This is a genomic window from Asanoa iriomotensis, from assembly GCF_016862515.1.
Lineage (GTDB): Bacteria > Actinomycetota > Actinomycetes > Mycobacteriales > Micromonosporaceae > Asanoa > Asanoa iriomotensis.
In genome coordinates this window covers 1-19596 of sequence record NZ_BONC01000006.1, presented here as the reverse complement: position 1 = coordinate 19596, position 19596 = coordinate 1, and the positions used below count along the sequence as shown (strand labels likewise).

The window sequence follows — 19596 nt, the reverse complement described above, 5'->3', positions numbered from 1 at the left end:
AGTGACTCTCTTCCCGTCACGGCGTTGCGCCCCATTCGCCACTCCCGACAGGATAACTGTTGCTGTTCATGGGTCGCCAGAACGTTCGATATGGGGTCTTGTCGGACGCTCCGGGCCAGGTTTGCCCGTTGACTTCGAGCCCCCGCCCTTGCAACGCCGCGTTGCATTGGGCTATGCAGATGTTCCGCGACGTGCCGCCCTCCACGACCACCTCGCCGGCTCCGAGGGTGGCGAGGATGCTCAGCTCGGCGTGGGCGCTGACGTCGTTCCCGAGATGGCCCAGGTTCTGGATGAACTCGATCTTGACGTCGGCGCCGACGGTCTTGCGGATGATCTCCTCCCAGCCGTCCGGCATGGCCTTGATCGCCTGGTCCTCGACGGCCACCTTGATGACGTACTCGCCGGTCTCCGCGTCCCAGACCCGGATGACGGAGGTGGTTCCGTTGCGCTTCGCCCAGTCGTCCTCCGTGCCGTCCGTCTTGATACGCACCCGCGTGTCCTGCAGCTCCTTGGCGATTCCCTGGAGCTCCTCGGCGCCCTCCTGGGTGCCGTGGATGCCCGCCGCGTCCGCCGCCTCCTCGGCGGACTGGTCCTGGTTCAGCGCCCAGATGGTGACGCCGACGACCGCGATGACGGGGAGCGCCACCAGGGCAGCGGTCCCGAGCGCCGCGGCGCCGGCCGCGAGGGCCGCGGCTCCCAACAGGCTGATCGGCAGGACGTCGTCGGCGGGCACGTGGCCGTCGAGCTCGATCATGCTGATCGGGTTGCCGCCGCCGAAGGCGTACCGGTTGCCCGTCCACGGGTTGAGTCCGAGGTGCATGTCGGACAGGGCGCCGTTGTAGCTGTCCCGGGAGAGGAAGCGGTTCAGGCCCGGGTTGTAGTCGCGGAAGCCCATGTCGTACGAGCCGGACGCCTGGTCCCACCGCTTGGCGTTGTAGCGGTACGCGTTGTACGGCTCCTTGGTCGGGTCCGCGGCGTCGGGCTTGTCGATCCCGGTGAACTCGGCCTCGTTGTCCTTGCCGTACGCGGTGTAGCCGTACGTGGCCTTCGTGTTGCCTGTGTCGTCGGTCAGCTGCTCGACGTCGGTGTGCGGGTTGTACCCGTAGTACGCCGCCTCCTGCGTCCCGTCGTCCTTGTACGTGATCTGCGACAGCCGCTGACCCCACGGCGAGTACTGGTAGGACTTGGTGAGCTCGCCGGCCACCTCCTCGTCCAGCACCTCCGACGACAGACCCAGGTAGTTGAAGGTGGTCGTCTTCTCCTTCGCCCCGCCGGCGTCGGTCGTCTTCGTGGAGGTCCGGTCCATCGGGTCGAACGTGTACTTGGTGACCGTGGTGCCGCTGCCGACGTTCCTGCGGTTCTCGACGATGTGGTCGAACCCGTCGTAGCGGTTCTTCTCGATCACCAGGCCGGCCGCGGTCACGGTGTCCAACCGGCCGAACGGGTCGTAGTTGTACGAGGCGGTGGTGCCGCCCGTCGTCGCGGTCAGCAGCCGGTTGCGGTCGTAGTTGAAGGTGGTCCTGGTGCCCGCGATCGTCTGGTCGATGACGTTGTTGTTGGCGTCGTGGACATAGGTCTCGTCGCCCGGCGTGTCACCGGTCTTGTTGACCGACACCACCCGGTCGAGCGGGTCGTACGTGTAGGTGGTGTTGTTCGAGACGTAGGCGGAGGCGTTGTCCGCCCGCATCTTCTTGTTGTTGTCCGAGACCCGGTTGCCGTTGAGGTCGTACGCCATCGAGTGCTCGGCGACCACGTACCCGCTGGGCTGCTTCTTCTCGACCTGGCTCTTCTGCAGACCGTCGAGGTAGTACGTGTACTCGACGGTGTTGCCGTTGCCCTTCGTCTCCTTCGCCTTCTCAGCCCGGTCGGTGTAGGTGAAGGTGGTCGTCTTCTTGCCCGGGTCCGTGGCGGACGTGCCGTTGACCACCGTCGACACCAGGTCGCGCTCGTCGTAGCCGTAGCTGGCGAACTGCTTGTCGTGCTCGGTGGTCAGCGGTGCGCTGTTCTCGTTGTAGGTGAACGCGGTGGTGTTCTTGACCGTCCCCGACTTGCTCTCGGTGACCGACCTGACCTCGTTCAGTCCGGTGTAGACGACCGCGTACGTGTCGATGCGGGCGTTCGGCGACGAGTCGGTGATGGTCTCCACGTTGCCGTTGGCGTCGTACCGGTAGGCGTAGGTGACCTTCTCGTCGTCGGTCTCCCCGGTGTTGGTCCGGACCACCTTGACCGCGTCCGCGACGACGGTGCCGTTCGCCTGGTCGGACAGCGACACCGCGTGGCTGTTGCCCTCGGTGAAGCTGTACGAGCCGAGGCTCACCCACGCCCCGGCGCCGGAGGCCTGGTTGACCGTCTTCACGGTGGAACCGCCGCCGTGCCTGACGGTGTACTTCGCGTCGGTCGCGGCGCCGGTCACCTGCGGGTAGCGGGCGAACACCTCGTACGTGCCCGCCTGCGGCACGTTGAGCGCCCAGGTGAACGTGTTCGCGCCGGTTCCCGCCGGGCGGGTGGCGTAGTTCGGGCCGTACTTCGACGCCGCCGAGGTCGCGGCCGTCCAGGTGCCGGTGGTGGCGACGTTGTTGAAATCGGAGTTGTCGACCAGGACGACCTGCTTGCCGACCGGCACGCCGTCGTCGGTCCGGCCCGCGAGCTTCCCGTCGGGGAAGTACGACCACGTCATCACCCGGTTGGACGAGCCGCCCGCCGACGTCACCGTCCGCTGGGTCTGTCCGCCGAGCTTGTCGTAGTCGTAGGTGGTCAGGATGTCCCACGGGTCTGTGCTGGCCTTCGTCCAGCCGTTGTCGAAATAGGTGTACGTCGTGTCGTTGCGGGTCGACTCGCCCGATGACGGCGGCGCGCTGAGCCGGGTCATGCGGCCGACGTCGTCGTAGTCGTAGGTGGTGACGTTCGCGGTCTTGTAGCGGGCGTCGTCCTTGTCGTACGGGGTGCGGGTCTCCTTCACCCGGTTGAGCTCGTCGTAGACGGTGACCGCGGCGAAGTCGTCCGGATCGTCGGTGGTGGCCACACCCCGCGGGCTGATCACCCGCGTCTGGTTGCCGACCTCGTCGTACTCGTACTTCGTGATCCGGTAGGTGATGACGCCGCTCTCGTTCTTGTGCGGCACCTTCACCTCGCTCGGCTTGCCCCGCCGATCGAGGAGAGCCTCGGTGGTGTTGCCGAGCTGGTCGGTCTTCGCGGTGACGAGACCGTCCCGGTCGTACCTGGTGGTGGTGAACTTGCCGATGGCGTCGGTGACCTTCGTGACCCGGTGTGCCGAGTCGTAGTCGTAGACGGTCGTGTAGTCGGTGGTCGAGGCCGACGCGTTCTTGCGCGGGTCGACCACCTTCTTGACGTTGCCGACGCTGTCGTACTCGTAGGTGACCTTCTCGCCCTTGGCGTTGGTCACGCTGCTGAGCTGGTAGATCTCGTCGTAGGCGTTCGTGGTGACGAAGTCGCCGGCCTCCGGGCTCAGGTTGCCCTTCGGCTCGGTCGTGGTCTTCAGGTTGCCGACCTTGTCGTACGTGAACGACGTCTTGCGCTGCGGGTCGCCCGCCTGGTCGACCGGCGAGAGGGTGTACTCGATCTGGTCGGCCGGGTCGTACGACGCCGTGCCGAACGCGCCGTTCGGGGCGAACGACTTCACGATGTTGTCGTTCTGGTCGTACTCGGGCGCCGGGGTGATCACGAAGTCGCCGGCCGCCTGGTCCTTCGGCACCCGGCCTTCCAGAAGGCGGCCGAAGGTGTCGTACTCCTGCGAGGTCACCTTGTCGTACGCGTCGGTGACCGTCTTGACCTGACCGCGCTCGTCGTACACGAAGTCGGTCTTCTTCGTCTTCGCGTCGATGATCTTCCGCGGGTAGCCGTTCGCGTCGAACAGGTCGTTCTTCGTGACGTTGCCGTTGGCGTCGGTCGCCGTCAGCATCTGCCCGAACGCGTCATAGGTGTAGGAGGTCTTGTAGTCGTCCGGGTCGGTCGTGGTGTTGCCGATCGGGTCGACCGTCCAGGCGAGATCACCGTCGGTCTCGTAGCCGAAGGTGTACGTGCGCCCCTCCGGGCTGACCTTCGTGGTGAGATCGGCGACGTAGCCGTTGAGCTGGCGCTGGTAGGTCAGCACCGTGCCCGGAGTGCCGTTGCGGACCGCCTCCGCGTCCCTGGTCTCGGTCGGGTAGCCGGTCTTCTGGTCGTACACCCAGGTCGAGACCGCGCCGTTGTCCTCTTCGAGCCGGATGACGTTGTGGTCGTCGTCCCATTGGAGTGCGGTGGTCTCGCCTCTGGCGTTGGTGGTCTGGACCGGACGACCGAAACCATCCATCTGGTACGCCGTCGCGTGGTTCTCGGCGTCCGTGACGGTGGTGTGGATCGCCTTGCCCTGCGGCCCGTCCGGGTCGGTGTAGGCGAAGGTGGAGGGGAAGCCGAGCCGGTCGGTGTAGGTCTTGGTCGCCCAGTGGAACTTCGGGTCGTCCTGCGGCGGCGAGTAGTAGGCGAGGTTGGTCGCGTTGCCGCGCGGGTCGGTGACCCTGACGAGCTTGACGTTCTTGTTGCCTTGCGTCATGTCGTACCGGAACGCGAAGACCTTCGGCGCGCCCTTGGTCGACCCGTACCCGTCGATCAGCTCACCGAGCAGTCCCTTGTCGGTGTACGTGAACGTGATCTTCCGCCCGGAGATGTCCGTGACCGCCGAGACGTGGTCGATGATCTTCGGGTTGGTCAGGTTCGTCGCGGACTTCTTCGTCCACGTGACGTCGTCGATGTACGAGTAACCCTGACCCTTGGCGTAGTAGTCGATCGTCAGCGTCTGCCGGCCGGTCGGGTCCGTCAGGTACTTGAGGAACTTCGTCGGCTTGTTGTTCGACTTGCGTTCCTCGTACGTGAACGTCATCTCGTTGCCGTTGTTGTCGGCGACCACCGACAGATAGCCGTCGCAGTCGAAGAAGAACTGCGTGCGGTCCGGCCGCGTCATCGACCACGCCCGCCGGTCCTGCGACTTGTTGTCACAGACCGCCGACGCGTTGCGCTGCAGGTAGAGGTGGACGCCCTTCGGGCTCTTCCACTCCCCCGCGGCGGCGTCCCAGGTGAACCAGTGGCTCGTGCCGTCACCGTCGGTCAGCGTGACCTTGGTCGGGTTCGGGTTGGGATGGAAGTCCAGCGGGGTGCCCAACCGCATCAGGCTGCTGGCCTGCAACGACCAGCCGTAACCCGCCACCGTGTCCGACGTGTCAAGCGAGTTGTAGGCCAGCCGCACGAACGTGGACAGCCCACGGGACGGGTTGGTGAACGCGTCGTACGACCAGACGGTGTTGCCGGCATAGAGGTTGTTCATCAGCGTGCCGCCGGCACCGGTGCTCTTGCCCGCGTAGTTGTAGAACTTCTCCAGCCCGAGTTGGTCGGAGGTCGGCTCCTCGACCGCGACCTGTTGTGGCAACGCCTGGATGGGGGTGGTCTCCGACAGCCACTTGCCGGTGAGCTTGTTACGCAGCTGCCAGTTGAGGGTGAAGTCGGTGCGCTTGTTGCCGTCCACCGACGACGGCGGTGTCTTGACCTGTGCGGTCATGTCGACCGTGCCCCCGGGCGGCACCGTGCGCGGCAGGGCGGTCACCGCTTGGGCGGAGGCGTCCTGCACGAGTTGCCCGTCAGCGGTCTTCCACTGGTACGACAGCTCCCAGTCGGTCGGGTTCCAGTCCGCCAAGGTGGGATTCGACAGGCTGACCGGCACGCTGTACGTCGCCGTCGGTGCCACGATCTTCGGTGTGGTCGCGGCGTAGTACGTCGACTCGGCGTTCTGCTCGAGGTACGTGACCTCGAGCGTCGGGCGCAGCAGCGGCTCCTCACTCTCGGAGGAGAGCAGCATCGCTCGGGCGGTGGCGCCGACCTCGTCGCGCATCCGGAGGAGGAAGCCGGTGTTGCTGGTCGGGGTGGAGACCCAGCCCTTCACCGGCGGCGTGACGTCCCACGTCGCCCACTCCGGGTCGTTCGTGAACCCGTTGTTGCCGGCCTTCCACGACGTGTCGTAGTCGCCGCCCGCGGTTGTCCACGCGGTCGCCGTCGACGCCCGCTGCCAGGTCGCGGTGGTCTCGTCGAACGTCTTCGTCAGGCGGTAGACGTCGATGTACTCGTCGGTGTCCGTGCCCGGAAACAGCGAAGTGTTGAACATGCGCAGTTGCGCGTCGACGACCCGCGCGTCAGCCGGGATGCCGGTCAGCGTCGGGAACGTCACCACACCGCGGCTGTCGCCGTACACGGTGGAGTTGTTGCCAGGCCCCACGTACGGGTCCCCGTCGTACACGTCGACGTTCTCGGTCGGACGCGCGGCGGACAGGGTGGTGTCGGTGGTGCCGGTGCGGTAGATCCGGGTTATCTGGCCGGCCTTCGGCAACATCGCCGCCTGCGTCGGACCCGCGATCAGCTCACCGGTCGTGAGCTTCACCGCGACCATGTAGTAGTAGAACTTCCGCTTCATCGGGTCGGTCTCGTCCGCCGCCGTCGGCACCGCCGTCGTGTCCTGATAGGAGCGGGCGCTCGACGAGACCGGCGCGATCAACGTCACGGACGACGGCGTGAACTGCTGGTGGACGCTGCGGTGGACCTGGTACTCGGCCACCTCCGACGCCGGACCGGTGTACGCCGGCCAGTCCAGAACCGCACCCGTCGCCGTGACCGTGGTGGGCGGGTTCACCGCCACGCCGGGCTTGCCCCAGGTGACGACCAGCTTGGGCAGGTTGTAGTCCCGCCGGTCGTTCATGTACGCGTACTCGGAGGCCTCGTAGATCGGCCCGCCGCGGTTCTTGGTCGCCTCGTCCAGTGCCTTGATCATGAAGCCGTGGTTCGTGTACGTGCGGTTGACCCAGTCCTGCACCGTGTTCCGGACCGGGAACGTGTTCCACACGCTGGACTTCGCGTTCTTCTTGACCGCGCCGGCCTTCGTGAACCGCACCGCGTCGGCGATCACCGCCTTGCTGGCGACGTCGCCGAGGACGACCCGGCCGGTCGTGCCGGCGACGAACGGGTGGGTGCCGAGCGTGACCCAGGCACCAGCGCTGTCCGGCGTGGTCTGGTTGACGGAATACTGCTTCGACCCGCCGTTGAAATACACCGTGTACGGCGCGTTGGTCGCCCGGTCGAACGCGCCCACGTAGTGGACCTCGACCTGGTAGTCACCGGACTCCGTCAGCGTCGGCACCCACGTGTGCGTGTTGCCCGTCGCCGCGTCGCTGTTGGACCGGTAGTCGGCGTTGATCGCCTTCGGGGTCAGCGTGCCGTTGGCCGAGTAGGGCCACGTGCCCGAGACCGACGTGCCCGGGTCGCCGTCGTCCTGGGTCACCACGTTGGCCGCCGGCTGAGCCGCCATGTTGGCGTTCATGTTGTTCCACGTCGCCGTGCCCTCGTCCCACGCCGCCGTGACCCGCCGCGCCTCCATCGGCACGTCATAGGCGTACTGCGTGTGGGTCTGCGAGTAGTACAAGCTCAGCTGCGCGTCGTCGATCGGCGTGTTCTGCGGGATCGACGACACGTCGAACTTCACCAGCGCCCGGTAGACCGCGGATCCGGTCGTGCCCACCGGCATCTGGTAGGTGTTGTTGCGCGGGACGGCCGGCTCGGCCGAGTAGATCATCGTGTCCTGCGCGTCGGCCGGCACCGGCTGGACCTTGATCGTCGGGTCGATCACCACGGGGTAGACGCGGGCCTTGTCGGCCAACCAGGCGGCGTCGGCGGTGATCGTCACCGTCGAACCGTCGACCTTCTGCGTGACCTTGTCGCTCCACACCTTGCCGTGCGGCGAGGACGCGTCGTCCTTGGCGTCGTACATGAACGGCGGCGGCATGACGAAGGCCGGCGCACCGCCGGACGGTCGCACGAACGCGATGGAACCGTCGTCCTGTTGGCGTGCGTCGAGCCCGGCGGTGTCGAGCGTGAACGTGTACGAGACCGGGCCGCTCGGCGCGCGCCGGAGCACGATCTTCTCCTTCAACGCGCTCGACGTCACGTCGTAGACCACGTCGGCGCCGCCCGCGAGGCCCGGATAGGTGACCGTCGAGCCGTCGACCCGCGGGACGGCGGCCGAGGTGCGACCGGCGAGACCGAGGGAGATGCTGCGCCCGTCGCGGGTGAAGCGGACCAACTGGTCCGAGCTGTCGCCGAACAGGCTGGTGAACGTGTTGGTCGAGTTGCCCTGGACGTAACCGTCACGCCGGGTCGGCCGCACCCGCGTGTCGATCGGCTGGTACGCACCCTTGGCGTCGCGGTAGTGCACCGGCGTCGCCGAGATCTCCGCCTGGGTCCGGCCGTCCGACAGCTCGTACACCCGACTGTTCGCGGTCCGCTTCGCGGGCAGCTCCTTCACCCGCTTCTGCGCCGGCCACGCCCTCGCCGCCGGCGCCGGCTGGTCCATCGCGATGCCGGCGCTCACCGCCTCGGACCGCGGCGCCGACGATCGTCCACCGCCGACGATCCCGCGGGCCGTGTCTCTGAGCCGGTCGACGAAACCGCCGCCGGCCGAGTCGGTCGTGCGGTCACGCTGCTGCCCCGGCAGCGCCTCCATCCCACCGACCGAGACGACCAACGCCAGCACCAACGCCACGATCAACAGCCCGCGAAGTCTCTTGTTCACCCCGTACCTCCGGTCCCCGCAAACAGGTCGGACCGAGACTAGGAACGAGAGATATATCGGCGGCTATATCCGATCTACCTTCACCGATATATGTCGAGCAATGTCCGCAGCGTTTCTCGCCTCGATGCCGTCACCGGACACGCCGCGTCAGGACATTGACATTTATCACGCCTGCTGCACCTAGTGACGTCTTGTTGTCTTTGCGTGCGCGTCTCTAGCCTGAGGCCGCGTTCCGTGGTCGGACGGGGAGGCCGGGACATGCGCTGTGAGGTTCGATTACTGGGCACTGTAGAGCTCATGGTCGACGACAGTCGGGCCGCGCTCGGCTCGGCGAAGCGCCGTGCGGTGCTCGCCGGCCTGGCCCTGGACGCCAACCGGCCGGTGTCGCTGCGGCGCCTGGCCGAGATGGCGTGGGCGGGCCCGCCGCCGCCGTCGGCCGTGCCCAACTTGCGCACCCACGTCGCGGCTCTGCGGCAGTTCATGGGAGACCGGGTCGTCGCGCACCCCGGCGGATACGAGCTCAGGCTCGGCGCCGACGAGCTCGACACCACTGAGTTCCTCCGGCTGGTGGGCGTGGGACGGGCCGCGGTGGCCGCCGGCGACAACCACGCCGCCGTCTCACCGCTGACCGCCGCGCTGGCGTTGTGGCGTGGCGCCGCCGGCGACGGCCTGCCCCGCGGCACCACCTTGGACGCGCATTGGACCGGCCTCGACGAGCTGCGGGTCCACGTGGTCGAGGACCTCACCGAAGCGCGGCTCGCCGAGGGCGAGGACGAGGACCTGGTCGGCGGCCTGCGCCGGCACCTGGCCGCCAACCCGTTGCGCGAGCGCGCGTGGGGGCAGCTGATGCGCGCGCTCTACCGCGGCGGTCACGCACCGGCGGCGCTGGCCACCTATCGGGAGGCCCGCGACGTGCTCACCGAGCAGCTCGGCATCGAGCCGGGTGCGGAGCTCGCCCGCCTGCACCAGGCCATGCTCGCGCGGGCACCGGAGCTGGCGCGCGGTGCGCCCGCCGGCCGGCGGGCCGGCGCGGTCCGGAGCCGGCGAGCCGTGCCGCGCGAGCTGCCGGCCAACCCGACGACGTTCGTCGGCCGGGCGGACGAGCTCGATCGCGTGGTCGATGCCGCGCGGACGGCCCATCCTGCCGCGGTGGTGGTCACCGGCGGTCCCGGCGCGGGCAAGACGGCGTTGGCGGTGCGGGCCGCGCACCTGCTCGAAGCGGACTTCCCGGACGGCCAGATCTACATCGACGCCGGATACAGGGAGGAGAAGCCGGACGGGTTGATCGCCCGTGCCCTGCGCGCGCTGGGCGTGCCGGCCGACGACGTGCCCGCGAGGTTCGACGAGAAGGCCGGCGCCTTCCGCTCGCTCGTCGCGGACCGCCGGCTGCTGACGGTCGTCGACGGCGTGACCGAGGCCGCGCAGGTGCGCCAACTGCTGCCCGCGACCGCGGGCCCCGCCCTGATCGTGGTCTCCCAACGCGGCCTGGGCAGCCTGGAGGGCGCCCGCCGGGTGGTCCTCGGCCCACTGTCCACGGCGGAGGCCGGCGCCCTCGTGACCGCCGCCGGCCGGATCGGGGTCGACCCGTCGGTGCCGCACGAGCTCGCCCGCGCCTGCGGCGGATCACCCCTCGCGCTCCGGATCGCCGCCGCCCGCCTCGCCGAACGCCCGGCACTGTCGATCGGCGCCGTGGTCGCGATCCTGGGCGACCAGCGGCAGCGGCTCGACTGGCTCGTCTACGAGGACCTGTCGGTGCGCGACCGCCTGGCCACCGCTTACGCCACCCTGCGCCACGACCACCAGGCCGCCCGCGCGTTCGCGGTGCTGGGCGAATCCGAACGGCCGACGCCCACGCCGGCACACCGGCTGGCGGCCCGCCTGTCGATGCCGACCATGCACGCCGTCCGCGCCCTCGACACCCTGGTGGACGGCCACCTGGCGGTGCTGTGCGGCCCGTCGGCCTACGTCCTGCCGGACCTCGTCCACGACTACGCGCGCGAACTGTCCGCCCTGGGCCCCAGCAGCCGACAGCCCCGCCTCGTGTCCACAGCGCCGACTCCCACCCGCCGGGAGCGAGTCGCCTGACCGAAGGAAGAGCACACGATGGATTCGGCGGAATGGTCGGCGCTCGACCACGCCGCGGCCCTGCGGCGTGCGTCCGCGATCGCTGACGAGGTCGGGATCCGGCTGCTCGGCGTCCGGTCCCACGCGTTCGCCGGACGGCGTGGAAAGGTCGCGCTCTTCGACGTCGACGGCACGCCATTCGCGTTCGTTCCAGGTGGGCCGACAACCGTCGGCTTCGACGCGGGGCGCTTCGCACCCGACCAGCGGCAGCGACGCAGTTTCGCGGCGGTGGCCGATCAACTCAACGTCGTTGACGACATTCAGGCCTATGTCGCCGCGAGGACCTCGCCCGCGCGCCAGGTCGTGGTGCCGTCGCTGCTCGTCGCCGTGAGCGCCGTCGACGCCGCGGCGGTGCCGGCACCGGTCGACGATCCCATGATCGTCAAGCTGGTCACCGAGGCGCGCGCCGTGCGCGGCGACCTGGGCGGTCAGAGGCACTACCACGTTAAGTCGGCGGGCCGCGCCGCCGCCGTCGTCCGCGACGACTGGACGATCGAACGGGCGTGGTTCATCCGGACACCGACCCACGCGGAGGTCGTCGAGCGGCTGGCCCGCGAAGGGCGGCGCCTGTTGACCGCGGACGAGTGGGAGCACGCGTGCGGTGCCGGCGCGACCACGCTGTTCCGGTGGGGTGACACCGCACCTCGAGGGGCATCGGACACGCTGTCGGTCGGCCCGCACCGGGAGCCCAACCTGTTCGGGCTCCAGATCGGCCAGAACCCGTACGACGACGAATGGACGGCCGAGCCGGCCGTGGCCCGCGGCGGTGACGGCGGGGCCATGGCGCACTCGGGAATCGGTGGGTTCCCCGCGTGGTTGACCCTCGCCACGGCCTACCGGGACCCCTACTACGAGCAGTTTCTGCGCACGGACAGCGACCTGCTCGACCGCGTGCTGATCAGGCCGGCAATCCCGGTGCCGTAGCGCCCGGTCAACCCGGGATCTGCGCGGCCACCCCCGGCTTGATGCCCAGCCGTTCCTGGGCGTCTTGGAGCGTGAGCTCGGGGGCGTCGGGTGCGGGGCTGGTCACCAGCACGCCCGGCCCGGCGTAGAAGTCAGGGTCGAAAGGCCGGATCCCGAGCGCGGCGCAGTAGCTGGCCAACATCTCGCTGGTGAACCGATCGCGGACCCGCCGCAGGGCGTATCTCTCGACGTCCTCGAACTCCTGCACCTGTCCCGCGGCATCGAACCTCCAGCGGCTGTCACCGTCGTGCGCGACCGACACCGTGCGGACGTAGTTGATGAAGTCGGTCCACTCCGGTCCGAAGAGCTCGAACTGCACGGCGCCGTAGCGTCCACCCACCTCGAGGCCGGTGCCCAGCGTGTGCGGCGCGCTGCAGATGGCCAGGCCGGAACATTTCAACCGCCGCGACAGGTAGCCCACCGCGCTGATCGGGTCCGAGCCGTTCGCACCGCAGTCGAAGTACGCCGTCCAGTCCGACCGCGTCGCCACGAGAAGCTCGCGCGGCCGGACGGTGAGAGTCAGTGGTTCCAGGGTGCGCAGGGCGCTGGGCAGGTCTCCGTCGACCGGCTCGGCGGCGGCCTTCCCGTGCAGTTCGTGCCGCCAGGCGGCCAACCCCTCAGCTGCAACGTCCAGCGGCACCCGGAGAAACCCGATCCGCTTGGTGATCGGGGCGTATTGCTCATCCAGCAGCGTCAACACGACGCGCGTCCTCGATGACGACCGGCAGGCCTTCCCAGCCGGGCAGCGGGCGCGGGAGGCCCGCCGGGAGGACCGGTGCGAGCAGGCGGAACAGGCGGTGCAGGGCGTCGTCGTCGAAGTCCGCCGCCGTAGGTGTCGCCTGCAACAGCACCCCGCCGGCCGACAAGGGGCGGGCCAGCACCACCGCGTCCGAACGGGCCAGCGCGGCCGCGCCGCCGAGATGGTCCACGAGCTCTTTCGGCACCACCGTCACCCACGCGTACCCGCGCAAGGCCTTCCGGCTCTCCGCCGCGGAGATCCGTGAGCGGCTCAGGAACATCTCCAGCGCGGTGTCGACCTCGCTGCCGACCCGGTCGCTGATCTGGGCGTACGCCGGGTCCGCGGTGTCGAGCACGGCGCACAGGAAGTCAACCCACTGCCCGGCGTGCACCGCGGGGTCGAAGCCCGGCCCGGGGTTGGCGGAGACGAACAACCGCGCCGCCGCGACGCCCACGGTGATCGACGTGTAGACGGCGTCGGGGCTTCGCGAGAACAGGCCCACGGAGACGTGGACCGGGTCCGTGGCCGACGCCGCCAGGGCCGCCTCCCAACCGGTCCGCGAGAAGGGGCGGGAACGCAGCGGATCCGACGGTCGTGCCGCCACCATGATCCGGCCCGCGACGCCCGGTGTCTTCCCGTCGAGCTCGGCCAGGTTGCCCAGCAGGCGCTCGGCGCCCGACCGCAGCCAGGTCCGCCCCACCTCACCGGCGCCACCGGGCCCGAACGACGCCAGGGCGTGCAGGAACCCCTCCATGACCCCTTCCCTCTGGGCGCGACGGCGCCCCAGGGCTGGGGTGGCGCCCGCTTACCTAGCGTCACCGGGCGGCGCGTCGTCACCGCGCGAGGCGAGCTCGTTCTTCACGCGGCTGACCAGAGGCAGAGTGGCTTCGATGACCCGGTCCCAGTCGTAGCAGGTGCCCGCGTCATAGGTGGGACCGTCGCCGCCACGCCGCCGGCGGGCGAACACGCCGCTGCCGTAGCGGGTGCCGACCAGCAGCGTCGCCCGCTCCCGGCGCAGCGGGTCGTCCTCGGCGAGCGGGATGCCGCGCACCCGGCCGCCCGGCGTGAACGGGATGCCGTGGCCGAGCAGGAAGACCTCGACACCGATGCTGTTCAGGTACGCGTACCGGATCAGGCTGTCGTCGGTCAGGTTGACCAGGTCGCCGATGTTGACGACGAGGATCGCGGGGTCGGTCGCCTCCAGCGCCCTGTCCTCGATCTGCGCCGACATCGCGTTGAGCTGCCCGGCCGAGGTCGGGTGCACGGCCTCGGTGCGCACCAGCACGTCGTACGGCGTCGCCCGGGCGATGCTGCGCGGCTCCACCCGGGCCAGTCGCTGGTCGGACGGGCGGATCATCTCCGGCAGGGGTCCGGGCCGGCCGAACAGAAAACCCTGTGCGAAGGTCGCGCCCAGCGCCCGCGCGGTCTTCACGTGCTCGGGCTTCTCCACGCCCTCGGCCACGATCTGCGCACCCCGCCGCTTCGCGTCGTCGAGCACGGCGTTGATGACGTGCGAGACGGAGCCGGTGGTCCCCCGGATGATGCTGGGGTCGAGCTTGACGACGTCCGGGTTGATCAGCGGCATCGCGGCCAGGCTCGCCGGGTCGACGCCGATGTCGTCCAGCGCGATCCGGGCGGTGCGCCGCCGCGCGTCCAGCACCGCGTCGAGCAACCCGGCCGGGCGGCGGGTCACCGCGTGCTCGGTGATCTCCACGACCACGTCGGCCTCGTCCATGAGATCGGCGTACGCGGGTGCGACGCTGTCGCCCGGCTCGCTGCTGAGCGTCTCGGGGTTGAGGTTGACGAACAGCGCGAGCCCGGTCATCCCGGCGGCCCGGAACTCCCTTGTGGACAGATGCGCGCACAGCTCGTCGAGCTCGATCGCCCGCCCGGCGTCGGCAGCGGCCTGGAACAGCGCGGCCGCGCTGTGATAGCGCCCCTCGGGCCCGCGCGCGAACGCCTCGAACCCCACGGGTCGTTCGTCCACAAGCGACACCACGGGCTGGAACACCGTCTCGATGAGCTCATCGCGCATGATGGCCTCGAACTCGGCATCGGGCAGAAACTCTTCGTCGACGGCCATACCTCAACAATGCGCGAAAAGCGCGTCCTTCACCCACGACTTCGCGCACAGGCAATCCGCTCATCGGCCGCAAACACGGCGCCCCGGCCCGATACCGGGCGCGGTACCACGCGTTCCGCCAGCGCCAGCACCAGCGCGACGACCGCGAAGGCCGCGCCGATCAGGACCGTGCTGCGCACACCGTGCGCCGGCAGCGCCAGGCTCCCGCACAAGGCGCCCGCGGTGATGCCGACGTTGACCGCGGCCGAGAGTGTCGCGGCGGCCAGGTCCGACCGGCCGGGTGCGACCCGCAGCACCAGGCCGCCGAGCGCCGCCGTGAACGCGGCGAACGCCAGGCCGGACACCGACAGCAGGACGACCGCCGCGGCGGGCTGGTGGCCCAGGGCGAACAGCCCGATCAGGGCCGCCGCCTGCAGCCCGACGGTCCAGACCAGGGCGCGCCAGGGGTCGCGGTCGACCACCGCACCGAACGCCAGGATGCCCAGCACACTGGCGATGCCGCGGACCAGCAGGATCGCGCCGACCGACGGCGCGGGCAGCCCGCTGATCTCGGTGACGAACAGGGCGACATAGGTGTACGCCGCGATGGCGCCCGCGGTCGTCAGCACGGCGACGCCGACCAGCAGCCAGAACCGGCGCGCGTCGGGTGCCGAACCGCGGGCGGCGTGGCCCTCGTCGGGGCGCGTCGACGGCAGCAGCGCCGCCACCGTGACCAGCACCAGCGCGCCCAGCCCGGCCACCGCGAGGAACGACGCGCGCCAGCCCGCGCGCTCCCCCAGCCAGGTGCCGGCGGGCACACCCAGCACGAGTGCGACGTTGCCGCCGGCGAAGACGACCGCGACCACCCGGCCGCGCAGCCCGGGCCGGAACAGTTCCGCGGCCGCCGGCACCACGACCGCCCAGAACAGCGCGTGCGTCGCAGCGGTCGCGACCCTGGCCGCCACGAGCAGCGCGAACGTGTCCGCGACGGCCATCGCGGCGGTGCTGACGACGAAGCCCGCCAGCAGCGCCGACAGCAGGAGCCGGCGCGGGACTCGGCGGGCCAGCGCCGTCAAGGGGATCGACGCGATCACGACGACGGCGCCGTACACCGTGATCAGCATGCCGACCCGCGCCGGCGCGACCGACAGGTCGGCGGCCATCGGGAGGAGCAGCCCGATCGGCAGCGCCTCGGCCACGGTGTAGAGGAAGGTCCCGCCGGCCAGGCCGACCAGCGCTCCGACTGCTCGCCGCATAGCTGTTTCCTCCTAAACAGGTTATGGGAGAAACGCTAGAGGCGCGCGCGACAGGGGTCAACTGGTAAAGTGAGTTTTGATGGAAACAGTCGGCGACGTGACCCGGATGCGCCTGGTGGGCGGCAACCTCGCGCTGGACTTCGTCAACAGCCGCAGCGGCCCACCGGTCGGGCCGCCGGACGACGACCTGCTCACCGACTACGCGAGCCTCGCCGCCTGGGCCGTCCACGCCGGCGCGCTCGACGAACCCGACGCCGCGACGCTGCTGCGAACAGCCGGCGACGACCCCGACGCCGCCCGGGACGCGCTGGCGCGCGCGCACGACACCCGCGACTACCTCGACCACCTCTTCCGCGCGCTCGCCGACGGCGGCAGCCCCGACGGCGAGGCGCTGATCCGCCTGCGCGACGACGCCGCCGACGCCCTCGGCCACGCCCGACTCGTGCGCACGACCGACACGTTCGGCTGGACCTGGCGCGACGACCACACCCTCGCCCGCCCGCTGCGACCCGTGATCCACGCCGCGGTCGCGCTGCTGCGGACCGGCACCCTCGACCGGATCAAGGGCTGCGGCGGCTGCCGCTTCCTGTTCCACGACGAGAGCAAGAACCGCAGCCGCCGCTGGTGCAGCATGGACGACTGCGGCACCGCCGAGAAGATGCGCCGCTACGTGACCGCCCGACGGACGCGGGCGACGCGGCCCGCCTGATATCGTCGTGGCATGCGGATGACCCTCAATGGCTGGTGGCGCTCCTGACCGGGGCGGCACAGACCATCCGCGCACTCACCACGCGGCCGCCCGGTTCGGGCGGCCGTTTTCGCGCTATCCAGCGCCTCGGTCACCCCGAGCACGGCGGCACCCACCGCACGACGGGAGCCAACCGATGCCACGACGAATCACCGGATTCACCCCCTCCGGCGACCTCCACCTGGGCAACTACCTCGGCGCCATGCGCCCGATCATCGGACCGCAGCACGACGCCGACACGGTCGTGTTCGTCTCCGACCTGCACGCGCTGACCCTCGACCACGAGCCCGCCGACGTGCGACGACGCACGCTCGAGTTCGCCACGCTGCTCCTGGCCGCCGGCGTCGACCCCGACGCGTGCCTGTTCATGGTCCAGTCGCACGTGCCCGAGCACACCGAACTGCACTACCTGCTGGAGTGCGTCACCGGGTACGGCGAGGCCCAGCGCATGATCCAGTTCAAGGAGAAGTCCCGCCGCCAGGAACACATCCGCACCTCGCTGCTGACGTACCCGATCCTGATGGCCGCCGACATCCTGTTGTACGACATCGACGAGGTGCCGGTCGGCGAAGACCAGCGCCAGCACGTCGAGCTGGCCCGGGACCTGGCCACCCGGTTCAACGCCCGCTACGGCGAGACGTTCACCGTGCCCCGCGCGGTGAACCCGGCCGTCGCCGCGCGGGTGATGGACCTGTCGGCGCCGAAGGAGAAGATGAGCAAGTCGACGTCGTCGGCGGCCGGCGCGCTGCGCCTGCTCGACGAACCCGACCAGCTCCGCCGCAAGATCATGCGGGCAGTCACGGACGCCGGCACCACGGTCACCTACGACCCGGAGCGCTCACCCGGCGTCGCCAACCTCCTCGACATCCTGGGCGGCTGCACGCACCACGACCCGCGCGACCTGGCGAAGACGTTCGACCGCTACGGCGAGCTCAAGACGGCCGTCGCCGACGCCGTGGTCGACACCCTCGCCCCGATCCAGGAGCGCTACCGAGAGCTGGCCGCGCGCCCCGACCACGTCCGCGACGTGCTGCGCGCCGGCGCCGGCCGCGCACGGGAACGAGCCGGCGAAACGGTGCGCCGGACCCGGGCGGCGATCGGTCTGCTGCCCACGTGAGTCGCAGTGGTCACATACGCATCGTGTCACCGCCGATCCGTGCCCACCGGCGCCGGGTTCGCACGACACTGGTGCCGTGGGGAGGCCAGCAGCACAGGAGTTCGACGCGGTGATCCGTACCCCGGATCAACGTTTGCGGGTTTTCGTCAGCTCGACGCTGCGGGAGCTGGCCGACGAGCGGATGGCGGTCGCGCAGGCCATCAACGCGCTGCGGCTCACGCCCGTGATGTTCGAGCAGGGCGCCCGACCCCATCCGCCGCAGGCGGTCTACCGCGCCTACCTGGCGCAGAGCGACATCTTCGTCGGCCTCTACTGGCAGGAGTACGGCTGGATCGGCTCCGGCATGGAGATCTCCGGTCTCGAGGACGAGTTCGACCTGGCCCGCGCCCTGCCCCGGCTCGTGTACGTCAAGGAACCGGCACCGGAGCGCGACTCCCGCCTGGCCGACCTGCTCGCGCACATCCGCGACGCGGCGCCGTCCTCCTACCGGCAGTTCCGCGACGCCGCCGAGCTGAGCCGGCTGGTCAGCCACGACCTCGCCACACTGCTCAGCGAACGGTTCGCCGCCGGGCGCCCCGCACCGGCCGGCGAGCCGCCGCCGCGCACCACGGCACCGCTGCCCGTGGGCCGGACCTCGCTGGTCGGCCGCGGCTGGGCCATCCAGGAGGTGGCCGGCCTGCTCACCCGCACCGACGAGCGGCTGGTGACGCTGACGGGTCCCGGCGGTGTCGGCAAGACCCGGCTCGCGATCGCCGCCGCCGAACGGTCGCGCGACCGCTTCCCAGCCGGCGTCGTGTTCGTCCCGCTGGCCGGTGCGACCGAACCCGACCAGGTCATCGCCGGGATCGCCCGCCAGTGTGGCGCCGACCTGGCCGGCACGGACACCCCGCTGCGCGCGCTGACCGGGCACCTCGGCGACGAACGCTGGCTGCTGATCCTCGACAACATGGAGCAGGCGCTCGACGCCGCCGCCGACCTCGGCGAGCTGCTCGCCCGCTGCCCCGGCGTGACGATCCTGGCCACCAGCCGCACGGTGCTGGAGCTGCGGGCCGAGCGGGAATATCCGGTGCCGCCGCTGCCGCTGCCGGCCGAACCCAGCACGATGTCCATCGAGGAGCTCGCCGCGACACCGGCGGTGGCGCTGTTCGTCGACCGCGCCCGGGCGGTGCGCTACGACTTCACGCTCACCGACCGCAACTCCGCCGCGGTGGCCGAGATCTGCCGCCGCCTCGAAGGGTTGCCGCTGGCCATCGAGCTGGCGGCCGCGCGCACCCGGCTGCTGGACCCGGCGTCCCTGCTGAGCCGGCTGACCACGTCGCTCGACGCGCTGGGCACCGGCGCTGCGGACGTCCCGCGGCGGCAGCGCACCCTGCGGGCCACGGTCGAGTGGAGCATCGACCTGCTCGACGGTTCCGAGCGCTCGCTGCTGGAGACCACCGCCGTGTTCGTGGACGGCTGGACCGTCGAAGCCGCCGCCGACGTCGCCAACCTCGGCGAGACACAGACCCTGGACCTGACGGACGCGCTGGCCCGGCACAGCCTGATCCAGCTCGACCACACCGAGCTCGGCACCCGGTGCCGGATGCTGGAGACCGTCCGCGCGTTCGTCGCCGAGCGGCTGACGGCCCGCTCCGACGTCGCGCGCATCCGGCACCGGCACGCCGACCACTACCAGTCGGTGGCGCGGCAGGCGGACCGCCGGCTGCGCGGTGCCGGCCAGCGCGAGTGGGTCGAGCGGCTGCAGGCCGAGGCGGGCAACCTGGCCGCCGCCGTGCGCTGGTACCTGGACCACGACCCCCAGCCGCTGCCCCACCTGTTCCGCGTGCTGTGGCCGTTCTGGTCGCAGCGGGACCACCTCGGCGAGGCGCGGGACTGGATCGACGCGCTCCTGCCGACCGTCGATGGCCTCGACACCCAGGCCCAGGCCGAGCTGTTGTGGACGGCGGCGGTCACGGCCCGGGAGGTCGGCGACGACCAGGGCGCGC

10 protein-coding genes are annotated in these 19596 nt (G+C 70.4%); 5 read left to right on the top strand and 5 right to left on the bottom strand.

From position 1 onward, the window contains the following. Window positions 1–16: 16 nt before the first annotated feature. Complete coding sequence (locus Air01nite_RS06390) at window positions 17–8602, bottom strand: golvesin C-terminal-like domain-containing protein (protein WP_203700949.1); 8586 nt, start codon at window positions 8600–8602, stop codon at window positions 17–19. Between the two features lie 297 nt (window positions 8603–8899). Here Air01nite_RS06390 and Air01nite_RS06385 point away from each other — a divergent pair, with 297 nt between their 5' ends. Continuing rightward, entirely contained in the window at window positions 8900–10687 is a 1788-nt protein-coding gene (locus Air01nite_RS06385) for an AfsR/SARP family transcriptional regulator (protein ID WP_203700947.1), read from the top strand. An 18-nt stretch (window positions 10688–10705) separates the two neighbouring features. Beyond that, complete coding sequence (locus Air01nite_RS06380; protein WP_203700945.1) at window positions 10706–11650, top strand: hypothetical protein; 945 nt, start codon at window positions 10706–10708, stop codon at window positions 11648–11650. 7 nt (window positions 11651–11657) lie between these two features. Here the strand turns inward: Air01nite_RS06380 and Air01nite_RS06375 are convergent, their stop codons facing one another. The 4 genes from Air01nite_RS06375 to Air01nite_RS06360 are packed head-to-tail and all read right to left on the bottom strand — an operon-like array spanning window position 11658 to window position 15746. After that, window positions 11658–12389 (bottom strand): hypothetical protein, encoded by a 732-nt coding sequence (locus tag Air01nite_RS06375; RefSeq protein ID WP_203700943.1) that lies wholly within the window; start codon window positions 12387–12389, stop codon window positions 11658–11660. Then, the gene (locus Air01nite_RS06370) at window positions 12370–13182 is read right to left on the bottom strand and encodes a hypothetical protein (protein ID WP_203700941.1); all 813 of its coding nucleotides are present in this window, start codon (window positions 13180–13182) and stop codon (window positions 12370–12372) included. Before Air01nite_RS06370 ends, Air01nite_RS06375 begins: the two co-directional genes overlap by 20 nt. Window positions 13183–13233: 51 nt before the next feature. After that, window positions 13234–14511: a sensor domain-containing phosphodiesterase gene (locus Air01nite_RS06365; protein WP_203700939.1), complete on the bottom strand. Its 1278-nt coding sequence runs from the start codon at window positions 14509–14511 to the stop codon at window positions 13234–13236. Between the two features lie 29 nt (window positions 14512–14540). Further along, the gene (locus Air01nite_RS06360) at window positions 14541–15746 is read right to left on the bottom strand and encodes an MFS transporter (protein ID WP_203700937.1); all 1206 of its coding nucleotides are present in this window, start codon (window positions 15744–15746) and stop codon (window positions 14541–14543) included. Window positions 15747–15825: 79 nt separating this feature from the next. Here Air01nite_RS06360 and Air01nite_RS06355 point away from each other — a divergent pair, with 79 nt between their 5' ends. The 3 genes from Air01nite_RS06355 to Air01nite_RS06345 form a co-directional block, all read left to right on the top strand. Next, window positions 15826–16455, top strand: coding sequence for a CGNR zinc finger domain-containing protein (locus tag Air01nite_RS06355; RefSeq protein ID WP_203700935.1), 630 nt, complete (start codon window positions 15826–15828; stop codon window positions 16453–16455). A gap of 175 nt (window positions 16456–16630) precedes the next feature. Further along, complete coding sequence (gene trpS, locus Air01nite_RS06350; protein ID WP_203700933.1) at window positions 16631–17611, top strand: tryptophan--tRNA ligase; 981 nt, start codon at window positions 16631–16633, stop codon at window positions 17609–17611. A 76-nt stretch (window positions 17612–17687) separates the two neighbouring features. Further along, window positions 17688–19596 (top strand): ATP-binding protein (locus Air01nite_RS06345; RefSeq protein ID WP_203700930.1); only part of this gene is annotated, 1909 nt, incomplete at its 3' end.